This is a genomic window from Rhizobium sp. OAE497 (assembly GCF_040546565.1).
Lineage (GTDB): Bacteria > Pseudomonadota > Alphaproteobacteria > Rhizobiales > Rhizobiaceae > Rhizobium.
Map to the genome: position 1 here is coordinate 962,437 of NZ_JBEPOA010000002.1, position 19,635 is coordinate 982,071.

The following is a 19,635-nucleotide window of genomic DNA, read 5'->3' on the forward strand; positions in this document are numbered from 1 at the left end:
AGGTCATGATCTCATTTGGAACTGAAGCCTTCGCAGTCAAGCGCCGGCATGCCTATCCAATGCCGAATGCTGCCTGTGATACCGGCGTACTCATCTCGCGGCGGCGATGTTTTGCCGTTCTGCCGCGGGCGGTCAGTAACCGGTCCATTTCCACCTTCGAGCAAGCAAACCTGGCGAGCAGCCGCTCTGCCTCGGCGGGCTCGATTCCATATTGGAGGCCCAGCGTGCGGATGGAATAGGGTTCGGTCATTGCCTTGGTCATTTGTGTACTCCTTCGAAGGAGAGAACCGCGAGGGCACGGCTACCGTTCCGTCAACAAATGCGACCCATTGTAACCGAGCGTCAGGCCGGTCGTTTCTTTCTGCGTTTCTCCACCACGACGGACCCTGCCAGCAGTTTGCCGATATCAGCGGCGGGCAGCGGCCGGGCGAAGAGAAAGCCCTGGAATGCGTCGCAACCCGTCTCCGCCAGAAACGCCGCCTGCGCCTCGGTCTCGACGCCTTCGGCGATCACTTCGAGATCGAGCGTATGTCCAAGCGCAACGATCGCCGAGGTGATCGCCATATCCCCAGGATCGCCGGGAATGTCCGTGATGAACGAGCGGTCGATCTTGATACGCGACAGCGGAAAGAGCTTCAGGGTGCTGAGGCTCGAATAGCCGGTTCCGAAATCATCGATCGACAGGCTGACGCCGAGCCGCTTCAGCTCGCGCATGCGGGCGATCGCTCCGTCGACGTCTTCCATGATCAGGCTCTCGGTCAGTTCGAGCTCGAGAAGCGCCGGGTCGAGGCCCGAGGCGGAGAGCGCTGCCGCGACTTTCGCGGGAAGCGACGGCTCGCGGAACTGCCGTGCAGACACGTTAACCGCCATGCGCACCGCGGGCAGGCCGCTATCCAACCACGCCCGCAGCTGGCGGCAGGCCTTGTCGAGTACGATTTCGCCGAGTTCGACGATCAGCCCGGTCTCTTCGGCAAGCGGAATGAACTCAGCCGGCGAGATCAGCCCCGCCTGCGGATGCTGCCAGCGCAGCAGCGCCTCGATGCCCGAAATCTCGCCGCTGGCGATATGCTTCTGCGGCTGGAAATGCAGCAGGAATTGATCGTCAGTCACGGCGCGGCGAAGATCGTCGATGCGCAGCAGCTTGTGGCGGGCTGCCTCGGCCATTTCAGGTGTGAAGAGCTGGATTGCATTGCGGCCGGCATCCTTGGCGCGGTAGAGCGCCATATCGGCATTGGCGACAAGCTCGCTCGCCACCCGCCCATGCTCCCTGGACGAGGCGACGCCGATGCTGCAGGTCACCCTGATCTCGACGCCGTCGATGTTGCAGGGACGGGCGATCGCATCGGCAATCTTGCGCAGCCGCGGCAACGGATCGTTGCCGCTCGCTTCGATCACGACGATGAACTCGTCGCCGCCGATCCGCGATACCAGCCCCTTGCTGCCGATTTCCGCCGTGATGCGCGCAGCAACGATCTTCAGAAGCTCATCGCCTGCCGCGTGGCCGAGGCTGTCATTGACCAGCTTGAAATTGTCGAGATCGATGAAGGCGACGCAGACCGCATTCTCGTCGACCTCGAGGAGATCGCCGAGCTTGCGGTCGAGCAGCGTGCGGTTCGGCAGGCCGGTCAGCGCATCGTGTTCTGCGAGAAAGGCGATCCGGGCGGTGTCGCGATGGCGGTCGATCGCAATGCCGATGGTCTGGGCGACGCCGGCCAGAAACTCCGAAAGCCCGGCTTCCCCCAGGCATTCTCTCTCCGATACCAACAGACTTCCGTGACTGCTGCCGTCGCGGCAGGCAATCTGGAATTCCATTCGCGGGACGTCGATACCGGCCTCCTCGACTCCGTCCAGAACGATGCTGACCGATCGCCCAGGAAGCAGCCGCTCCAGCAACAGCTGCGCGTCCTTCAGGAAGGAATTGAGCTCGACGCCGCGCGCCACATCCTGCAGCAGCCGCGTTTGCGCCGCCATCAGCTCTTCGGCACGCTTGCGCGCCGTGATATCGCGCGAGGCGCCGACGACGCCGATGATTGCGCCGGTGCGGTCGCGCAGCGGCACGCGCGACATCATCAGCCAGCCTTCGCCCTTCATGCGGCGTTCCTCGACACCGAGATCGGAGCTTCCGGTCTCGATGACGCGCTGCTCGACCGCATCGATATCCTCGGCATGGGTGTGTGGATGGATCTCGCCATCCGTCATTCCGATCAGCTGGCCGACGGTCTCGAAGCCGTTGTTCAGCACCACCGCGCGGTTGGCGAAGAGGAAACGCCCCTGCCTGTCCTTTGCATAGATGAAGTCGGGCACATGATTGATCATCGCCTCCAGCCATTCATAGCGTTCGACGAGCTCGGCATGCTGGCCGCGCAGCGCGGCAATCATGTTTTCGAGGTCGCCGGCGGGGTCGAATGCCGGTGCTGGAGAGGGTGCCGCTTGCTTTGTCATTGCCGGGGTCTCACTGATTTCGACCGGACGATAAAGACAACCTCTTATGCAACCATGAAGGAAATCCGTCCTTTTTGGCGTGTATGGCTGCGTACAAATGTCGCCTCTACGGGACACCCGCTCGCCTGCTTCGAACGATGCCGCCAGCGCCGCCCGCAGTCGCAAACGATCTCGCGCCCGGTTCATCTTCCATCCTATAATCGGCGGACCAGGCTGCCGGACGGACTTTCCCATGCGTGAAAACAGAGCGAATTCCCTGAAGCTGAAAATCGGCTTCCTGCTTGCGAAGAATTTTACGCTCAGCGCCTTCTCGCTCTTCGTCGATACGCTGCGGCTCGGCAGCGACCAGCGCGACAATTCCGGGCGGATCGCCTGCGACTGGCTTGTCATGAGCGCCGACAAGCATTTCGTGACCTCGAGCTCTGGTGTGCAGGTGCCGCCGAATGCGCCGCTCAAGCCGCCGACGGATTTCGACTACATCGTCGTGGTCGGCGGGCGGATCAACGAGAAGGTGGAGGTGCTCGACAGCCAGGCCGTCGCCTATGTCGTCAACGCCTCGCATGCAGGGGTACCGATCATCGGCCTCTGCACCGGAAGCTTCATCCTCGCCGAGGCCGGGCTTCTGCAGGGCAAGCGGGCCTGTGTCAGCTGGCTGCATCATGGCGATTTCCGCGAGCGTTTTCCTGAGATCTCGGTCACCTCGCACGAGCTCTTCGTCGAAGACGGCAGGGTAATCACCTGCGCCGGCGGCAGCAGTGCCGCCGATCTTGCTGCCTTCCTGCTCAATCGGCATGTCGGCGAATTCGCCGAGAAGAACGCCCTCGAAATCCTGCAGATCGCCCGCCGCCGCGACGCCAAGGAAATGCAGCCGCGCAATCCGCTCGGGCGCGGCACGATCGACGATGCGCGGGTCGAGAAAGCGCTGCTGACCATGGAGCAGCATGTCGAAGACCTGCTGGATATCGAGGATATCGCCGCGCAGAGCGGCTTGTCGCGGCGCCAGCTGGAGCGTTCCTTCCGCACCGCGCTCGGCGTCTCCCCGGCATCGGCCTATCTGACGGTGAGGCTCGATGAGGCAATGCGTCTCGTCAAGACCACCAAGATCCCACTCGCCGAGGTCGCGATTCTCGCCGGGTTCCAGAACTCCTCGCATTTCATCAAGAAGTTCCGCCAGCGCTTCGACATGCCGCCGGCGACGGTGCGCAAGAACCTGAAGCTCAGCGGTCTTCTGAGCTGACGCCTGAACGGCCGCCACAGTATCGCGCGCTGCGTTGCTTCAAACCGGTATGGAAAGCCTCAGTAGCGCGTGCTGCGGTGCGGTATCGGCACAGTGCCGCCGCTCGCTTTCATTTCGGGGCGCTGCGGCGTTAACGGCACGTTGGCAAGACAATGTCGCGCTGGTCTCGCGCCATCCATTAGCGCTCGCCTTTCTGCAATCAATGCCTCAACCTTCGTTTGTAGTCGCGCTGGAATGCGCGAAGAACGGCTGAAAGCCGATCCCAAGCGGCCAGCCAGAATCCACCGAAGGAGCTGAGATGACCACTTCTATCGTGAACGCCGTCGGCAGACCCCTCTATTACAGCGGCTCATCGACCGCATGGTTCTCCGCAACCAAGGCCGGCCCGGTCCAGACGGGCGCGGCGGGCAATGACTCCATGTGGGGCGACAGCGCCGTAAAAGTCTCCATGCAGGGCGGCACCGGCGATGACATCTATTACCTCTATTCCGCCAAGAACACCGCGGTGGAGCAGGCCGATTCCGGCACGGATACGATCAATACCTGGATGGACTACACGCTGCCCGAAAACTTCGAGAACCTGACGGTGACGGGCAACGGCCGCTATGCCTTCGGCAATGACGGCGACAATATCATCTCCGGCGCCTCAGGCAGCCAGACGATCGATGGCGGCGCGGGCAACGATGTGCTGATCGGCGGCGGCGGGGCGGATACCTTCGTCTTCAACCACGGTAGTGGCAGCGATCTGATCACCGATTTCGGCGCCGACGACGTGATCCGGATGGACAGCTTCTCGTCCTTTGCCGATCTCGTCGCGCATTCGACGCAGGAGGGCGCCGATGTCCGCATCGACACCGGCAACGGCGAGAGCCTGGTTCTCGCCAATGCCGATATCGATCAGCTGAGCGCCGCCCAATTCCAGCTGACGCTCGACCGCTCGCATCTTTCGCTCTCGTTCAACGACGACTTCGACAGCCTGTCGCTGAGAGATGGCGATCAGGGCACTTGGGATGCCAAGTTCTGGTGGGCGCCGGAGCGCGGCGGAACCCTGAGCGGCAACGGCGAGCAGCAATGGTACATCAACCCATCCTACGAACCGACGGCATCCGCCGATCCCTTCAGCGTCAACGACGGCATCCTGACGATCTCCGCAAACCCGGCATCGGCGGCCTTGCAGCAGAAGATCGACGGCTACGACTACACTTCGGGCCTCCTCAACACCCATTCCTCCTTCTCGCAGACCTACGGCTATTTCGAAATCCGCGCCGACATGCCGGATGATCAGGGTGTCTGGCCAGCCTTCTGGCTGCTGCCGGAAGACGGCTCATGGCCGCCAGAGCTCGATGTCGTGGAAATGCGCGGCCAGGATCCGAACACGGTCAACGTGACGGTCCATAGCGACGACGGCGGCTCGCACATCATCGATTCAACGCCGGTGAAAGTCGCAAGTACCGAAGGCTTTCACAACTACGGCGTCCTCTGGGACGAGGACCACATCACCTGGTATTTCGACGACGTCGCCGTCGCCCAGGCAGATACCCCCGACGACATGCACGACCCGATGTACATGCTCGTCAACCTCGCCGTCGGCGGCGCCGCAGGCTCACCCGCAGATGGTCTGGCGGGAGGCTCGGAGATGAACATCGATTATATCCGAGCCTATGAACTGACCGACAACACGGTGCCACCGGAGCCGGCGGTGGAGTTTTATGTGTAGGTGATCAGCACCAGCCTCTAAGCGCGGGACGGCTTTCGCCATGCTGCGAGCGCCGTCTCGACGCTGAAGGCGATCTGCAGCAGGCGGTGGTCGGCGCCGAGCGGTGCCGTCAGCTGCAGGCCGAGCGGCAGGTGGCCGTCCATGCCGGAGGGAATGCTGATAGAGGGCTGGCCGGTCATGTTGGCAAAGCCGCTGGAGAGCATTTCGCCTTCCTCGCCATCCTCGGTGAATTCAGGATCCTCGACCGGGGACGGGAAGGGCACGCTCGGACCGATCAGCACATCCACATCACCGAAAGCCGCTTCGACGGCATTGCGCAGTTAGGCACGGAAACCCTGGGCGCGCAGATAATCGACGGCTTTCGCCTCGAAACCGGCTTTGACCTGCGCCCGGGTGCGCGGTGCATAGCCCGCCGGATTTTCGGCGTGGAGCGGTGCGTGGATGACGGAGGCTTCGGGCAGGATGATGCGGCGCAGTTCGGAATTGGCGCGGGCGAGTTCCGAAATGTCGATCGGCTTGACGATGGCTCCGGCCGCGGCGAGACGATCGAGCGCCCAGACAAGATTGGCGGCGACCGCCGGTGTCAGCTCGGGGCTCTCGCAGTGAAAGCGCACCGCGCCGATCCGGATGCCTGATACCGATGGCGGGGTCAGCGGCAGGGGAGTGGCGCTCAGCGCTTCGAGCAGTAGCGCCGTATCGGCGACATCGCGGGCGAGCGGCCCTGCATGGTCGAGCGTCCAGGACAGCGGGAAGACGCCGTCGAGCGGCACGAGGCCGAAGCTCGGCTTCAGTCCGGCAATGCCGCAATAGGAGGCGGGGATGCGGATCGAGCCGCCGGTATCCGTGCCGATCGCCAGCGGCACGATGCCCGCGGCAACCAGCGCCGCCGACCCGCCGCTGGAGCCGCCGGAGGTGCGTCCGGTATCATGCGGATTGTTGGTCTGTCCGATATCGGGATGGGCAATGCCATAGGCGTATTCGAGCAGGTTCGCCTTGCAGAAGATGATCGCGCCGGCCTGCCTCAGCCGCTGTACCAGCAGAGCGTCCGCGTCTGCGATCACAGGTGCGCGCACCTTGCTGCCATAGCCGGTTGGCGCGCCTTCGACCTCGATCAGGTCCTTGATCGCAACAGGAATGCCATGCAGCGGACCGCGATCGTTGCCGGCGCGCAGCTCTTCCGCTGCCCGCCCGGCTTCTGCCAGTGCCGATGCGTCCAGCCGGTGGGCGACGGCGTTGAGGCTGGGTTCGAGCGCCTCAAGCCGCTGAAGCGCGGCGGTGACGACATCGACTGGCGACAGCGTGCCGGCGCGATAGGCGCGCCCGAGTTCGCTCACGCTCATAAAGGCGGTTTCATCGGTAGCCATCGCCCGCTCCTCCAGGAAGAACGTTCCGCCGCCGATCAGCGGCGGAACGCGGTGTTCAGCTCTATGCCTCAGTTCTTGACGGTGTCTTCCAGGAAGAAGCGGCCGAGCGGGTTCTGGTAGAAGTTCTCGACATTCTTGCGCGCCACGTTGATGTAGGGGCTGTAGTAGAGGTCGATCCAGTTGACGTCGTCCTTCGCCGTCTTCTGCAGGTCGACATACATCTGCTCGCGCTTCTTCGGGTCGAGTTCAAGGCGGGCCTTGGCGACCAGTTCCTTCACAGCCTCGTTCTTGTAGTTGGTCGAGTAGTTGTTGTTGGAGTCATGGCCGAGCACGAAGGTGGTCTTCTGGTCCGGGTCGAGGATATCGTTGGTCCAGTAATTGACCGAGATGTCATAATCGCCGGCCACCGTCATGTCCCATTCCTGGCTCGGATCGACCTTCTGCAGGTTGGCGGTGATGCCGGCCTTGGCGAGCTGCTGCTGCACGAGAACCGCGGTCTGCTCGTCCACTTCGTCGCCGGCGCGGATGAGGTAGTTCAGCGTCAGGTTGGAAACGCCGGCGTCGGCCAGCATCTTCTTTGCCTTTTCAGGATCATAGGGGCGCTGCAGGTTGTCGGCGTAATAGTAGAGGGCGCCCTTCGGGATATAGGAATTGGCAACGGTACCCTGGCCGAAGGTCACGGCATCGACGATCGCCTTCTTGTCGATGGCGAGATCGAGCGCCTGCCGAACCTCCTTCTTGCCGAGATCTCCATGGGCATGGTTGATCAGGAGGTGATCTTCGCGGGTCGACGGATCGATGAGGACGTTGAGGTTCGGATCCTTCTTCATCTCCTCGACGCGCGAGAAGGGCACGAAGATCGCCGCATCGAGCTGGCCAGCCTGGACGTTCAGCATGCGGGTGTTGTCGTCGGGAACCGAGATCCACTCGACGCCGTCGAGCTTGACGCGGTCGGCCTGCCAGAAATTCGGGTTCTTCTTCAGGATGATACGGTCGCCGCGGCGCCATTCATCGACGGTGAAAGCACCGGATCCGATCGGCTTTTCGGCATAGGCGTCAGGCCCCAGCGATTCCATGCCTGCCTTGGAGATGACCGAGGCGTTCGGCAGTGCCAGCGTCGACAGGAACGGCGCCGATGGGTTTTTGAGCTTGATCGTCAGCGTATGCGGATCGGTGGCGACGGCGGTGTCAATCACCTTGTAGCTGTCGCTCCAGAGCGATGCCGGATCGTCGCGGATGCGCAGCAGGCTGAAGGCGGCGTCTTCGGCCGTCAGCGGCGATCCGTCGGAGAACTTGGCGTCGCGGATCTTGAAGACATAGGTGAGGCCGTCTTCCGAGGTGGTCCAGCTTTCGGCAAGGCCGGGCTCCAGCTTGGTGCCGGTCTTGTCGACGCGCACCAGCACGTCATAGACGTTGGAGAACACCCAGTTGTCGATGTTCTGCGCCGTCTTGATCGGATCGAAGGTCGTCGAGTCCTCGCGGCGGCCGATGGTCAGGACGCCGGCTGCTTCGGCATAGCTTGCCGTCAGCGAGAGGCCGGCGATGAATGCGGCAAGTCCGATTGATTTCCACCTGTTGGTCATGTGCTGTTCCCTTCTTTGTTATGGTATGCGTTTGGCAGGCTGAGCCGGTATCGACGGCATGTCTTCACCGAGGCCAGAGCCGCCGAGAAGCGGCCGGTCGGGATCGATGTCGGGAATGGCGGCAATGAGCGCCGCGGTATAGGGATGCTTCGGCCGCGAGAAGACCTCTTCGGAGAGCCCCTCCTCGACGATTTCGCCGTGATACATGACGACGACGCGTTCGCAGAGATTGCGAACGATCGCCAGGTCGTGGGCGATGAACATCAGCGTCAGGTTCATCTTCGCCGTCAGTTCGCGGAACAGCGCGATGATCTGCGCCTGGATCGTCACGTCGAGCGCCGCAACGCATTCGTCAGCGATAACAAGCTTCGGATCGACGGCCAGCGCCCGGGCGATACCGGCGCGCTGGCACTGGCCGCCGCTCATGCTGCGCGGTTTGCGGTTGGCGAATTCACGCTCCAGCCCGACGAGATCGAGCAGTTCGCCGATCCGTGCCGGAATGCCGGCGGCCGGCACCTTGCCCTGAACCTTCAGCACTTCACCGAGCATCTGGCCGATGGTGAGCCGCGGGTTCAGCGCATTATAGGGATCCTGGAAGACCATGGCCGCTTCGCGTCTCAGCTTCGCAAGGCCGGCGGTTTGCTGCTGCGCCAGATCGATGCCGTCGAAGGAAACGTGGCCTGCGGAAATCGGGGTCAGGCCCAAGATGGCCCGCGCCAGTGTGCTCTTGCCGCTGCCGGACTCGCCGACGATGCCGATTGTCTCGCCGGGCATGACGCGCAGGCTCACACCGGCAACGGCACTCACGGTCTTGGTGCTCGCCTTGAACAGGCTGCCGCCGGTCTTGAAGCGCACATGGAGATCGTCGATTTCGAGCAGCGGGCGAACGGCTGTCTCGGCTGGCGCGATCACGACTACGGGCGGTGCCGCCTCATCGGGCATCGAGGGGTGGCTGTTGATCAGGTTGATCGTGTAGGGATCCTGCGGGCGCGACAGGATCGTCCGCTTCGGCCCCTGTTCCAGGAGCTTGCCGTTGCGCATCACCGCGATGCGGTCGCAGGTCTGGGCGACGATGCCGAGATCGTGGGTGATGAGGATGATCGACAGCCCGCGCTTGTCGCGGATATCCATCAGGAGCTTCAGGATCTGCGCCTGGATCGTGACGTCGAGGGCCGTCGTCGGTTCGTCGGCGATCAGAATCTTGGGGTTACACGATAGTGCCACACCAATCATGGCGCGCTGGCGCATGCCGCCGGAAAACTCGTGCGGATAGCTGTCATATTGCCTGGTGGGATCGGGAAAGCCGACCTGCGTCAGGATTTCGACGGCGGCGGCCCGTGCCTCTCTTGCGCCCAGTCCCTGATGATAGCGGATGCCCTCGGCGATCTGGTCGCCGATCCGCATGACGGGGTCGAGATGGCTGGTCGGGTTCTGGAAGATCATGCCGATCTCGCCGCCGCGGACCTCCAGCATTTCGGCATCGCTGACGGCGGTGAGATCGCGGCCTTCGAGAAGGACCGTGCCCTGCTCGATCTTGATCAGCGACGACGGCATCAGCCGCACCAGCGAGCGGCAGAGCAGGCTCTTGCCCGAGCCGCTTTCGCCGACGAGGCCAAGGATCTCGCCCTTGGTGAGATCGAGCGCGACATTGTCGATCAGCGTTCGCGTCCCGCCGTCGAGATGGACCTTGACCGTCAGGTCGCGGACCAACATCTGCGCGCGGATCAGGCGGGCATAGGAGACCCAGCCGACCAGCGCCATGGCGATATAGAAGCTGCTCAGTCCCGGTCCGAGAATGGCGATGATCGACAGCATCAGCACCAGGAACGGGAAGGCGAGGATGATATCGACAATGCGCATGAAGATGGCATCGACGATGCCGCCGAAGAAGCCGGCGATGGTGCCGACAGTCGTGCCGATCAGAAACGGGAAAAGCACGCCGATGACGGCGATCTGCAAGTCGATGCGCGTGCCCCAGATGACACGCGAGAGGATGTCACGGCCGAAATTGTCGGTGCCGAACAGATGCGCCAGTGACGGCGACTGCAGCCGGGCGTCGGCGTTCTGCAGGATAGGGTCATAGGGCGCGATGATGGGTGCGCCGATCGCCAGCAGCAGGAAGAACAGCAGCATGCCGGCGCCGATGACCAGCGTCAGGCGGCGGCCGAAGAAACGGCGCCAGGCAATTGGCGCGGGAGAGAAGGTGCCGACGCTCATAGCTTCACTCTCGGATCGACGGCGACGGTGACGATGTCAGCCAGGAAATTGACGAGAACGGTGGCGCAGGCGAATGTCATGGCGACGCCCTGAACCACCATATAGTCGCGCGAGAAGATGGCGCGCACCAGAAGCTGGCCCATGCCGGGCAGGGCGAAGACGCTTTCGACCACCACGGTGCCGCCGATCAGCCACCCGATATTGACGGCGAGCAGATTGATCGTCGGTACCAGCGAATTCGGCAGCACATGGCGCCAGAAGACGATGCTTTCAGGCATGCCGCGGGCGCGAGCAGCCGTTGCCACATCGGATTTCAGGGCTTCGATCATCGCCGAGCGCAGGCTGCGGGTCAGCACCGTCGAGAGCGACAGCGCCACGGTGAGGCTTGGCAGGATCAGATGCGAGAGTTTGTCGCCGAGCGTGGTCCCGTAGCCGGAGACCGGTAGAATGCCGAGTTCGACGCTGAAGAGGATGATCAGCATCAGGCCGAGCCAGAATGGCGGAAAGCCGATGCCGAAGGTGGAGATGACGCGCACCGCATGGTCGGGAGCGCGGCCGGCATTTCGCGCCGCAATCGCCGACATCGGCACGGCGATCAGGATCGACAGGATGACGCTTGTGAGAACCAGCGCGATGGTCGGCTCGATGCGGGTGGCGATCAGCGGCAGGACGTCGATCTTGTAGAGGATCGACTTGCCCATCTCGCCATTCGCGAGGTTCTTCAGGAAGTAGAAATATTGCAGCCACATCGGCTGGTCGAGGCCGTATTGGGCGCGGATATTGGCAAGAGCGGTCGGTGTGGCGCGGGTGCCGAGAATATTGCGGGCCGGGTCTCCGGGGATCAGGCGCACGAGGATGAAAGTGATAACGCTAATGCCGAAAATAACAGGCAGAAACTGAAATGGACGGGTCAATATGAATTTATAACGATGCATGGCGGCGCTGGCCCCCCTGTCTTCGCCGGGCTTCGATCTCGCTACACTGCATCAGCTTGCCCCATGCCGCGACAGGAAATCGATCAGCGCCGGATAATAATCCTGCGGGTTCTCGTAGAAGGGCATGTGGCTGGCATTGGCGAAGACCTTGAGTTCGGCATTCGGCAGAGCCAGTTTCATCCTGAGCGCGCAGGCCGGCGTCAGTTCGTCGTGTTCGCCGGTGGTAATCAGTACCGGGACAGTCACGCGCGGCAGGTCGGGAATGCGGTTCCAGTCCTTCAGATTGCCGATATAGAGAAACTCGTTCGGCCCCTGCATGGTCTCGTAGGGACCCATGTTCCAGTCGTCGAGCGAGCGACGCACGGGGGCGGGCCATTCCGGCAGGCGGCAGACGTGGCGATAATTGAGGATCGTCACGGCGGCCAGATATTCCGGATGATTGTAGGTGCCCTGCGCCTCATGCTTCTGCATCATCGACACCGTTTCCGGACCGAGCGCGGCGCGCAGCCGCTCCAGTTCCAAGATCAGATGCGGCATGTCGGCGACGGTATCTTCGAGAATGAGCGTCTGGAGGTTTTCGGGATAGGTCAGCGCATAGTCGATCGCCAGCCAGCCGCCCCAGGAATGGCCGAGCATATGGACCTTGCCGAGGCCGAGCGCCTTGCGCACGGTCTCCGTCTCCTCGACATAGCGGCCGATCGTCCACAGCGAGGCGTCGGTCGGGCGGTCCGAAGCGCCGGTGCCGAGCTGGTCGAAGGCGACGACGCGGTAGCCCTTGTCGATCAGACAGGAATGGGCTTCGCGCAGATAATCGCAGGGCAGGCCGGGGCCGCCATTCAGGCAGAAAACCGTTTCGCTTCCGCTGCCGAAGCTGTAGGCTACGACCTTGTGGCCGTCGACCTCGATTTCATGTCGCGCCTCAGGCTCGATTTCACGCCACATTGACCGCTCCGGCAGAAGATTTCGCTTGCTCAATAATTGGGCATGGCTAAATTTTTATCTTAAACCGCAGTCTTTGCCAGCTATAAGAAGTGATAGGTGGTGAGCCACCGATGGAGCCTGCCATGCTTGACGAGATCGGCACGATCAGACGGCAATTCTCAGCCCACCAGACGCTGGAGGGGCGGATCGACCAGGTTTTCGAGGCCATGAAGGCACTCGGTTTCGAGGCCCTGATCTACGACTATACGCCGGTGCCTTACGATCTCGACGGCGAGGTAATGATCCCGTCGCTGCTGAAGCTGCGCAACATTTCCGAAGACATGCGGGAATATTGGTTCGACCGCGGCTATTTTCGTATAGACCCGGTGCAGCAGGTGGCGCTGCGGACGTCGGCGCCGTTCTACTGGAACTATGACGCAGACGCCGACACGCCGATCAGCCGCTTCATGAGCGCCGATACGGCGCCTGTGACCCGCTTTCTCAACGAACGCGACATGTCGACGGGTGTAACCGTGCCGGTCCATATGCCGGGCGGCGACTATGCGACGGTGACCGGCATCCGCTTTGGCGCCAATGGCGATTTCGAGCAGCATGCGCTGCGCTATATCGCCGATTTCAATCTCCTGGCGCATGTCTTCCACGAGGCCGCCTTCTCGCTCTTCGATGCCGAGGCCCGCAGCGTCGGCAAGATCCGCCTGACGGAGCGCGAGCGCGAATGCCTGCGCTATTCCGCCGAAGGCCTTTCGGCCAAGGAGATATCGAGGATCATCGACCGGTCGGTGCCGACTGTGGTGATGCATCTCAATGCCGCGGCCAAGAAGCTCGGCGCCCGTAACCGCACGCAGGCGGTCGTGCGCGCCACGCATTACCGGCTTCTCGACGATCGTCCATCCTATAACTTCTGATAGCTGCCTTCGGCTTTGCGCCGCCGCTATGCTTTTTCCATCATTGCCCCACGATGGAGACGCCAGTGGCCGCCGTTCAGACGACAGAAGCCTATCTGCCCTTTCGCGATTACCGCACCTGGTATCGCATCACCGGTTCACTGGATTCGGGAAAGCTGCCGCTCGTTGTTGCTCATGGCGGTCCCGGCTGCACGCACGATTATGTCGATTCCTTCAAGGGTATCGCCGCGCTCGATGGCCGTGCCGTCATCCATTACGACCAGCTCGGCAACGGACATTCGACGCGGCTCCCTGAGAAGGGGCCGGATTTCTGGACGCCGGCGCTGTTCCTCGAAGAGCTCGATACGCTCCTGAAGCATCTCGGCATTCAGGACCGCTACGCCTTTCTCGGCCAGTCCTGGGGCGGGATGCTCGGCGCCGAACATGCGGTGCGCCAGCCGAAGGGCCTGAAGGCCCTCGTCATCGCCAATTCGCCCGCCAACATGCATACGTGGGTCGCGGAGGCCAATCGCCTGCGCAAAGAGCTGCCGCAGGATGTGCAGGACACGCTGCTGAAGCACGAAGAAGCCGGAACGATCACCGATCCCGAATATATCACCGCCTCGCGTGTCTTCTACGACCGGCATGTCTGCCGCGTCACGCCCTGGCCGGACGATGTGGCGCGCACTTTCTCGGCTATGGACGAGGACAATACCGTCTACCGCAACATGAACGGCCCGACGGAATTCCACGTCATCGGCACGATGAAGGACTGGACAATCGAGGACCGGCTGCCGCTGATCGAGGCGCCGACGCTGCTGATCTCCGGCAAACACGACGAGGCGACGCCGCTCGTGGTCAAGCCCTATGTCGACCGGGTCAAGGGCTGCGAATGGGTGCTCTTCGAGCATTCCAGCCATATGCCGCATGTCGAGGAAAAGGAGCTTTGCCTCGCCACCGTCTCCGGCTTCCTGTCGAAATACGATTGACGATCACGCGGTGAGATCGTCGACCTTGCGTGCGAGGTCGGCGATATAGGCCGTGGTCGACAGATCCGATCCCGTCGCATCCATCAGCAGCTGGCTCGCGCTCTTCGAGCGGCCGAACTGGTGGACGTTGCCGTTCAGCCAGGTCTTCAGCGGCAGGTAATCGCCGCTCTCAAGCCCGTCGGCGATGGCGCGCTCCTTGCAGGCGGCGGCGAAGAACTGCGAGGACATGATGTTGCCGATCGTATAGGTCGGGAAAGAGCCGACCATGCCGGAGGACCAGTGAACGTCCTGCAGCACGCCGAGCGTATCGGAGGGCACATGGAGGCCGAGATAGGATTTGATCTTCTCCCGCCAGATCGCCGGCAGCTCACTCACCCGGATGTCGCCCGCCATCAGCCCTGCCTCGATTTCGGAGCGAAGCATGATGTGCATGTCGTAGGTCAGTTCATCGGCCTCGACGCGGATGAAGCCGGGGCGGGCGGCGTTGACGGCCCGCCAGAAATCCTCGGGCGTGACGTCCGAGAGCTGGTCGGGGAAGGTCTTCTGCAGGTCGGCGAAATTCAGCTCCCAGAAGCGGCGCGACCGGCCGACGCGGTTCTCCCAGAGGCGCGATTGCGATTCATGGGTGCCGAAGCTGGTGCCGCCGACGGCGTAGAGATTGACGAAATCGGTGGTGAAGACCGAGCGGCTGAATTCCTCCGATATACCCTGCTCGTACATGCCGTGACCGGCCTCGTGCCAAACGGCAAACAGGCCGCCCGGCAGCCAGGTCTCGCGGAAGCGGCCGGTGATGCGCACATCCGAGCGGGTGAAGGAAATCTCGAAAGGATGGACGGTGTCGTCCAGGCGGCCGCGGTTGAAGTCGTAGCCGAAGCGGCTGGAGATCAGGCTGGAGAAGGCGCGCTGTTTCTCGACCGGATAGGCCCGGTCGAGAATTTCGGAGCGAACGCTCGCTTCTTTGGCCCGGGCGAGCAGCGGAAGCAGGCCGCCGCGCAGCTCTCCGTAGATCGCCTGTAGCCGCGACCAGGTCATACCGGGCTCGTAAGTGCCGACAAGCGCGTCATAAGGATGCTCGGCATAGCCGATCGCTGCAGCGATCTCGCGCTGCATCTCCATCGTCCGTTCCAGCATCGGCGCGAAGGCCGCAAAATCATTGGCGGCACGCGCCTTGCTCCAGGCCGCCTGGGCAACGGTGTTCAGCTCGGCCGCGTCGCTGACCAGCTTTGCCGGAATGCGTGACAGGGTGCCGATCGCTTCGGCGGCCTGCTCGACGGCAAGCCTGCGGCTGTCGCCGGGTGCGGCGCCCGCGAGTTCGGCCCGCGCATCCTCGATGGCGCGCTGAAGGCTGTCGCCGGTCGCGAGATCGCGGGCGAGGCCGACCAGCGTGGCGATCTGCTTGCCGCGGGCATCGACACCGCCCGGAGGCATCATCGTGCGGGCATCCCAGGTCAGCAGGTTCACGGCGCAAAGCACATCGTTGATCCGGGCGATCTCAGCTTCAAAACTGGCGTAGGTCATTGTCTCAAATCCTCATTGCGCCGTAGGAGCGCCGAAATCCTCGATGTGGCAAGCGGCGAGCTGGCCGTGGCCGCGCGGCGTCAGAAGCGGGCGTTCGATCCGGCAGCGGTCGAAAGCATGTGGACAGCGGCTGGCGAAGGCGCAGCCGGGCGGAACGTCGAGCGGGCTCGGCAACTCGCCGCGGGCGGCAACCGTTCGGCTGCGGCGCGACGGGTCGAGTTCCGGTGCGGCATCGAGCAGCGCCTTGGAATAGGGGTGGCGCGGCGCGGTGAAGAGGGCTTCCGAGGTGCTGACCTCGACGACCTGGCCAAGATACATGACCGCGACGCGATGCGAGATGTGCCGCACCAGTCTGAGATCATGGGCGACGAAGACGACAGTCAGATGCAGCTGTTCCTGTAGTTGGAGCAACAGGTTGACGACCTGCGCCTGCACCGAGACGTCGAGCGCCGAGACCAGTTCATCCGCCACGATCACATCGGGCTCGACCGCAAGCGCCCGGGCAATGCCGATGCGCTGCCGCTGGCCGCCGGAGAACTCGTGCGGATAGCGCGCCGCGGCGTCCTGCGGCAGCAGCACCAGGTCCAGGAGTTCGGCGATCCGGTTCGGGATCTCGGCCTTTGGCCGCATTCTGTGGACGGAGAGTGCTTCGCCAAGGATCTGCTGCACCGTCATGCGCGGATTGAGCGAGCCGTAGGGATCCTGAAAGATCATCTGGACCCGCCGGTTGAAGGCACGGCGTTCGCCGCCGCGCAGGCGCGCGATATCCTCGCCCTCGAAGCGGATCGCCCCGCCATCCGGTTCGTGAAGCCGTACGAGACAGCGCGCCAGCGTGGACTTGCCGCAGCCGGATTCCCCGACGATGCCGAGCGTCTCTCCGCGATGAATTTCCAGCGTCACATCACGCAGCGCCTGGACGGCGAGCGGCGGCTTGCCCTGCAGGCGCCGCGTCAGTGAATAGGGGCCGGCAAAACGCTTCGAGATGCCGTCAATGGAGAGGATGGGGAGGGTCGCGTTCAAAGGATCGCCTCCGCCGCGGCCACCTGGCTGTGATGGAAACATGCGGCCGCCCGCCCTGGAGCGCCCACCGTTTCCAGCGGCGGCCGTTCCTTCAGACAGCGCTCGGTCGCAAAGCTGCAACGCGGATGAAAGGCGCATCCTTCGGGCAGGTTGGTGAGGCTTGGCGGCGTTCCCTCGATGGACTGGAGCACGGTGCGGGCCGCACCCGAGCGCGGCACGGAACCGAGCAGCCCGCGCGTGTAGGGATGGTGCGGCTGGCGGAAGACATCGGCGACCGTCCCGGTCTCGACGATCCTTCCAGCATACATCACGGCCATCCGGTCGCAGGTGGCGGCAACCACGCCGAGATCGTGGGTGACGAGCACGACGCTCATCGACAGACGGTCGCGCAGGTCAAGCAGCAGTTTCAGGATCTGGTCCTGGATGGTGACGTCGAGCGCCGTTGTCGGTTCGTCGGCGAGCAGCAGCTTGGGCGAGCAGGCGAGCGCGATGGCGATCATGGCGCGCTGGCGCATGCCGCCGGAAAACTGGTGCGGATATTCCTGCAGACGCCGCTCGGCGGCGGGAATGCCGACGATGTTCATCAGTTCAAGGGCGCGCGCCTTGCGGTCGCGGGCATTGAGTGTCGTATGGGCAACGAGGTTCTCCTCGATCTGCACGCCGACAGGCAGAACCGGATTGAGCGCCGTCATCGGCTCCTGGAAGATCATCGCGATCTCGCCGCCGCGCACCTTGCGCAGCTCCTCCGCCGGCATGGCGACCAGATCGCGCCCGCGCCATTCGACACGGCCGCTGACATGGCCGGGCTCGCGGATCAGCCGCATGATCGAGCGCAGCGTGACGCTCTTGCCGGAGCCGGATTCGCCGACAAGGCCGACGACTTCACCCGGCGCGACGTCGAAATCGACATCGGCGGCGGCGATCGCCTGGCCGCGCGGCGTATCGAAGGTCGTCGTCAGGCCGCGCACGATCAGTCCGCTGTTTTCGCTGGCTGCGCCCATCATCGTCTGACCCTCAACAGTTCGGCGACACCGTCCCCGGCCAGGCTGAAGCCTAGACCGGTGAGAACGATCGCAACGCCCGGGAAGACCGAAATCCACCAGGCGGTGTTCATGAAGTTCTTGCCGTCGGCGATCTGCACGCCCCATTCGGCCGCGGGCGGCTGGGCGCCGAGGCCGAGATAGCCGAGGCTCGAGCCGAGCAGGATGGCGAGCGCCATGTCGGTCATCCAGTAGACGATCGCCGGGGTGATGGCGTTCGGCAGCAGATGGCGGAAGACGATGCGCAGCGGCGCGTACCCCATCACCTTGCCGGCATCGGCATAATCGAGCCGCTTCTGCACTTTGATCTCGGCGGCGACCAGCCGGGCATAGAAGACCCAACCGACAACGCCGACGGCGACATACATGTTGCCGAGGCCGGGGCCGAGCACGGAGACGATGGCGATGACCAGCACGAGGAAGGGGAAGGTGATCGTCGCATCGACGATACGCCCGAAGATCGCCTCCCAGATGCCACCGGCATAACCGATGAAGGCGCCGACGATGGTGCCGAAGATAAAGGGCCCGATCGTCGCGAAGACGGCGATTTGCATGTCGAGCGTATAGGCATGGATGACGCGCGATAGTACATCGCGGCCGAAACTGTCGGTGCCGAAGGGATGCGCCGCGCTTGGCGGCTTCAGCAGCGCGTTGTAGTCGAAGGTGGTTGGATCGTAGGGGGCAAACAGCGACGGCCAGATCGCCACGATCAGGCTGAGGCCGAGAATGATGCCGCCCCAAATAAGCGAGCGGGGTGGCTTGCGCCACTGGACGAGGCTGTGAGCGGCTTTGGCCGCCGGCGCGCTCATCGGGCAATCCTCGGGTCGAGCCAGGCCTGGACGATATCGGTGACCAGGAAGGTCAGCGAAACCAGGATGGCCAGCGCGATGGTCAGGCCCTGAAGGACCGGGTAGTCGCGGCCATAGATGCTGTCGATCAGCAGGCGTCCGGCGCCGGGAACGGCAAAGACCGTTTCGGTAATCACGGCGCCGCCGAACAGCGAGCCGATCTGCAGACCGAACAACGTCACCGTGGAGATCAGCGCGTTGCGCAGGATGTGTCGGATCAGGATGACGCGCGACCGGAGGCCTTTGGCGGTGGCGAAATCGACATATTCGGCATTCATGACGCCTATGATCGAGGCGCGCAGATTGCGCATCAGCACGGCGGCGAAGCTCAGCGCCAGTGTCAGAGCCGGCAGGAAGAGGTGGTATAGCCGGTCGCCGAAACTGTCGCCGTAGCCGCCGACCGGGAAGAGCTTCAGCTGTGCGGCAAACACCGTCAGAAGCACGATGCCAACATAAAAGACCGGCATCGAAAGCCCGACCTGAAAGGTGCCGCGGATGATGCTGTCGGGCAGTTGCTCGCGCTTGAGCGCTGCAACGAAGGCAAGCGGCACGGAAAGGGCCAGCGCGATCACCGCCGACATCAAGGTCAGCATCAGGGTGACGGGCAGGCGCTGCAGGATCAGCGACATGACCGAAACCTTGAGGCCGATAGAATTGCCGAGATCGCCGGTCACGATGCGTTCGACATAATAGAGAAACTGGACGGGAAGCGGCTGGTCGAGACCGAGCTGGCTATTGATGCGTTCGACATCGGCATCGAGGGCGCGATCGCCGAGCATGGCGCTGGCGGGGTCGCCGGGCAGCAGGCGCACGAGAACGAAAGTGACGATGAGAATGAAGATCACCGTCGGGATCATCTGCAGTATGCGGCGGATAATAAAACTGAAAAGGGGCAATAG

Annotated in this window: 17 protein-coding genes and 1 pseudogene; 4 read left to right on the forward strand and 14 right to left on the reverse strand. The window is 63.2% G+C overall.

The window, feature by feature from the left end; genetic code table 11:
* Positions 1-52 precede the first annotated feature (52 nt).
* Positions 53-262 carry a hypothetical protein gene (locus ABIE40_RS24090; RefSeq protein ID WP_199628194.1) on the reverse strand — a complete coding sequence of 70 codons (210 nt, stop codon included), beginning with the start codon at positions 260-262 and terminating at the stop codon, positions 53-55.
* Between the two features lie 80 nt (positions 263-342).
* The gene (locus ABIE40_RS24095) at positions 343-2,442 is read right to left on the reverse strand and encodes a putative bifunctional diguanylate cyclase/phosphodiesterase (protein ID WP_354541132.1); all 2,100 of its coding nucleotides are present in this window, start codon (positions 2,440-2,442) and stop codon (positions 343-345) included.
* Between the two features lie 232 nt (positions 2,443-2,674).
* On the opposite strand from ABIE40_RS24095, the gene ABIE40_RS24100 reads away from it, so the two are divergent.
* Both ABIE40_RS24100 and eglC read left to right on the forward strand, forming a co-directional pair.
* On the forward strand, positions 2,675-3,679 hold the full coding sequence (locus ABIE40_RS24100; RefSeq protein WP_199628193.1) for a GlxA family transcriptional regulator: 1,005 nt from the start codon (positions 2,675-2,677) through the stop codon (positions 3,677-3,679).
* Between the two features lie 298 nt (positions 3,680-3,977).
* On the forward strand, positions 3,978-5,396 hold the full coding sequence (gene eglC / locus ABIE40_RS24105) for an endo-1,3-1,4-beta-glycanase EglC (protein ID WP_199628192.1): 1,419 nt from the start codon (positions 3,978-3,980) through the stop codon (positions 5,394-5,396).
* A gap of 17 nt (positions 5,397-5,413) precedes the next feature.
* Here eglC and ABIE40_RS24110 read toward each other — a convergent pair whose 3' ends face one another.
* The 7 genes and pseudogenes from ABIE40_RS24110 to ABIE40_RS24140 all read right to left on the reverse strand — a co-directional run bounded on the left by ABIE40_RS24110 (position 5,414) and on the right by ABIE40_RS24140 (position 12,437).
* Positions 5,414-5,716: an amidase family protein gene (locus ABIE40_RS24110; protein ID WP_354541155.1), complete on the reverse strand. Its 303-nt coding sequence runs from the start codon at positions 5,714-5,716 to the stop codon at positions 5,414-5,416.
* On the reverse strand, positions 5,717-6,760 hold the full coding sequence (locus ABIE40_RS24115; RefSeq protein ID WP_199628190.1) for an amidase: 1,044 nt from the start codon (positions 6,758-6,760) through the stop codon (positions 5,717-5,719).
* 68 nt (positions 6,761-6,828) lie between these two features.
* Complete coding sequence (locus tag ABIE40_RS24120) at positions 6,829-8,343, reverse strand: ABC transporter substrate-binding protein (protein WP_199628189.1); 1,515 nt, start codon at positions 8,341-8,343, stop codon at positions 6,829-6,831.
* 18 nt (positions 8,344-8,361) lie between these two features.
* Entirely contained in the window at positions 8,362-10,056 is a 1,695-nt protein-coding gene (locus ABIE40_RS24125; RefSeq protein ID WP_502944825.1) for a dipeptide ABC transporter ATP-binding protein, read from the reverse strand.
* Positions 10,057-10,062: 6 nt separating this feature from the next.
* Positions 10,063-10,560: pseudogene (locus ABIE40_RS24130) on the reverse strand (ABC transporter permease); the annotation flags it as partial.
* Positions 10,557-11,495 carry an ABC transporter permease gene (locus ABIE40_RS24135; protein ID WP_112711091.1) on the reverse strand — a complete coding sequence of 313 codons (939 nt, stop codon included), beginning with the start codon at positions 11,493-11,495 and terminating at the stop codon, positions 10,557-10,559. The pseudogene ABIE40_RS24130 and the gene ABIE40_RS24135, both read right to left, overlap by 4 nt.
* A gap of 51 nt (positions 11,496-11,546) precedes the next feature.
* Complete coding sequence (locus tag ABIE40_RS24140) at positions 11,547-12,437, reverse strand: proline iminopeptidase-family hydrolase (protein ID WP_199628187.1); 891 nt, start codon at positions 12,435-12,437, stop codon at positions 11,547-11,549.
* Between the two features lie 122 nt (positions 12,438-12,559).
* Between ABIE40_RS24140 and ABIE40_RS24145 the strand changes: the two genes are divergently transcribed.
* Together ABIE40_RS24145 and ABIE40_RS24150 are read left to right on the forward strand one after the other, a co-directional pair.
* Complete coding sequence (locus ABIE40_RS24145) at positions 12,560-13,342, forward strand: LuxR family transcriptional regulator (RefSeq protein ID WP_112711321.1); 783 nt, start codon at positions 12,560-12,562, stop codon at positions 13,340-13,342.
* A gap of 53 nt (positions 13,343-13,395) precedes the next feature.
* On the forward strand, positions 13,396-14,310 hold the full coding sequence (locus ABIE40_RS24150; RefSeq protein WP_199628186.1) for a proline iminopeptidase-family hydrolase: 915 nt from the start codon (positions 13,396-13,398) through the stop codon (positions 14,308-14,310).
* Between the two features lie 3 nt (positions 14,311-14,313).
* Here ABIE40_RS24150 and ABIE40_RS24155 read toward each other — a convergent pair whose 3' ends face one another.
* Genes ABIE40_RS24155 through ABIE40_RS24175 form a run of 5 tightly spaced genes read right to left on the reverse strand, consistent with a single transcriptional unit; the run spans position 14,314 to position 19,632 of the window.
* Complete coding sequence (locus ABIE40_RS24155; protein WP_199628185.1) at positions 14,314-15,828, reverse strand: gluzincin family metallopeptidase; 1,515 nt, start codon at positions 15,826-15,828, stop codon at positions 14,314-14,316.
* A gap of 12 nt (positions 15,829-15,840) precedes the next feature.
* Positions 15,841-16,848: an ABC transporter ATP-binding protein gene (locus ABIE40_RS24160; RefSeq protein WP_199628184.1), complete on the reverse strand. Its 1,008-nt coding sequence runs from the start codon at positions 16,846-16,848 to the stop codon at positions 15,841-15,843.
* Entirely contained in the window at positions 16,845-17,852 is a 1,008-nt protein-coding gene (locus tag ABIE40_RS24165; protein WP_112711086.1) for an ABC transporter ATP-binding protein, read from the reverse strand. The genes ABIE40_RS24160 and ABIE40_RS24165 overlap by 4 nt, the downstream gene beginning before the upstream one ends.
* Entirely contained in the window at positions 17,849-18,697 is an 849-nt protein-coding gene (locus tag ABIE40_RS24170) for an ABC transporter permease (protein WP_199628183.1), read from the reverse strand. The genes ABIE40_RS24165 and ABIE40_RS24170 overlap by 4 nt, the downstream gene beginning before the upstream one ends.
* Complete coding sequence (locus ABIE40_RS24175; RefSeq protein ID WP_199628182.1) at positions 18,694-19,632, reverse strand: ABC transporter permease; 939 nt, start codon at positions 19,630-19,632, stop codon at positions 18,694-18,696. The genes ABIE40_RS24170 and ABIE40_RS24175 overlap by 4 nt, the downstream gene beginning before the upstream one ends.
* Between the last annotated feature and the right edge of the window lie 3 nt (positions 19,633-19,635).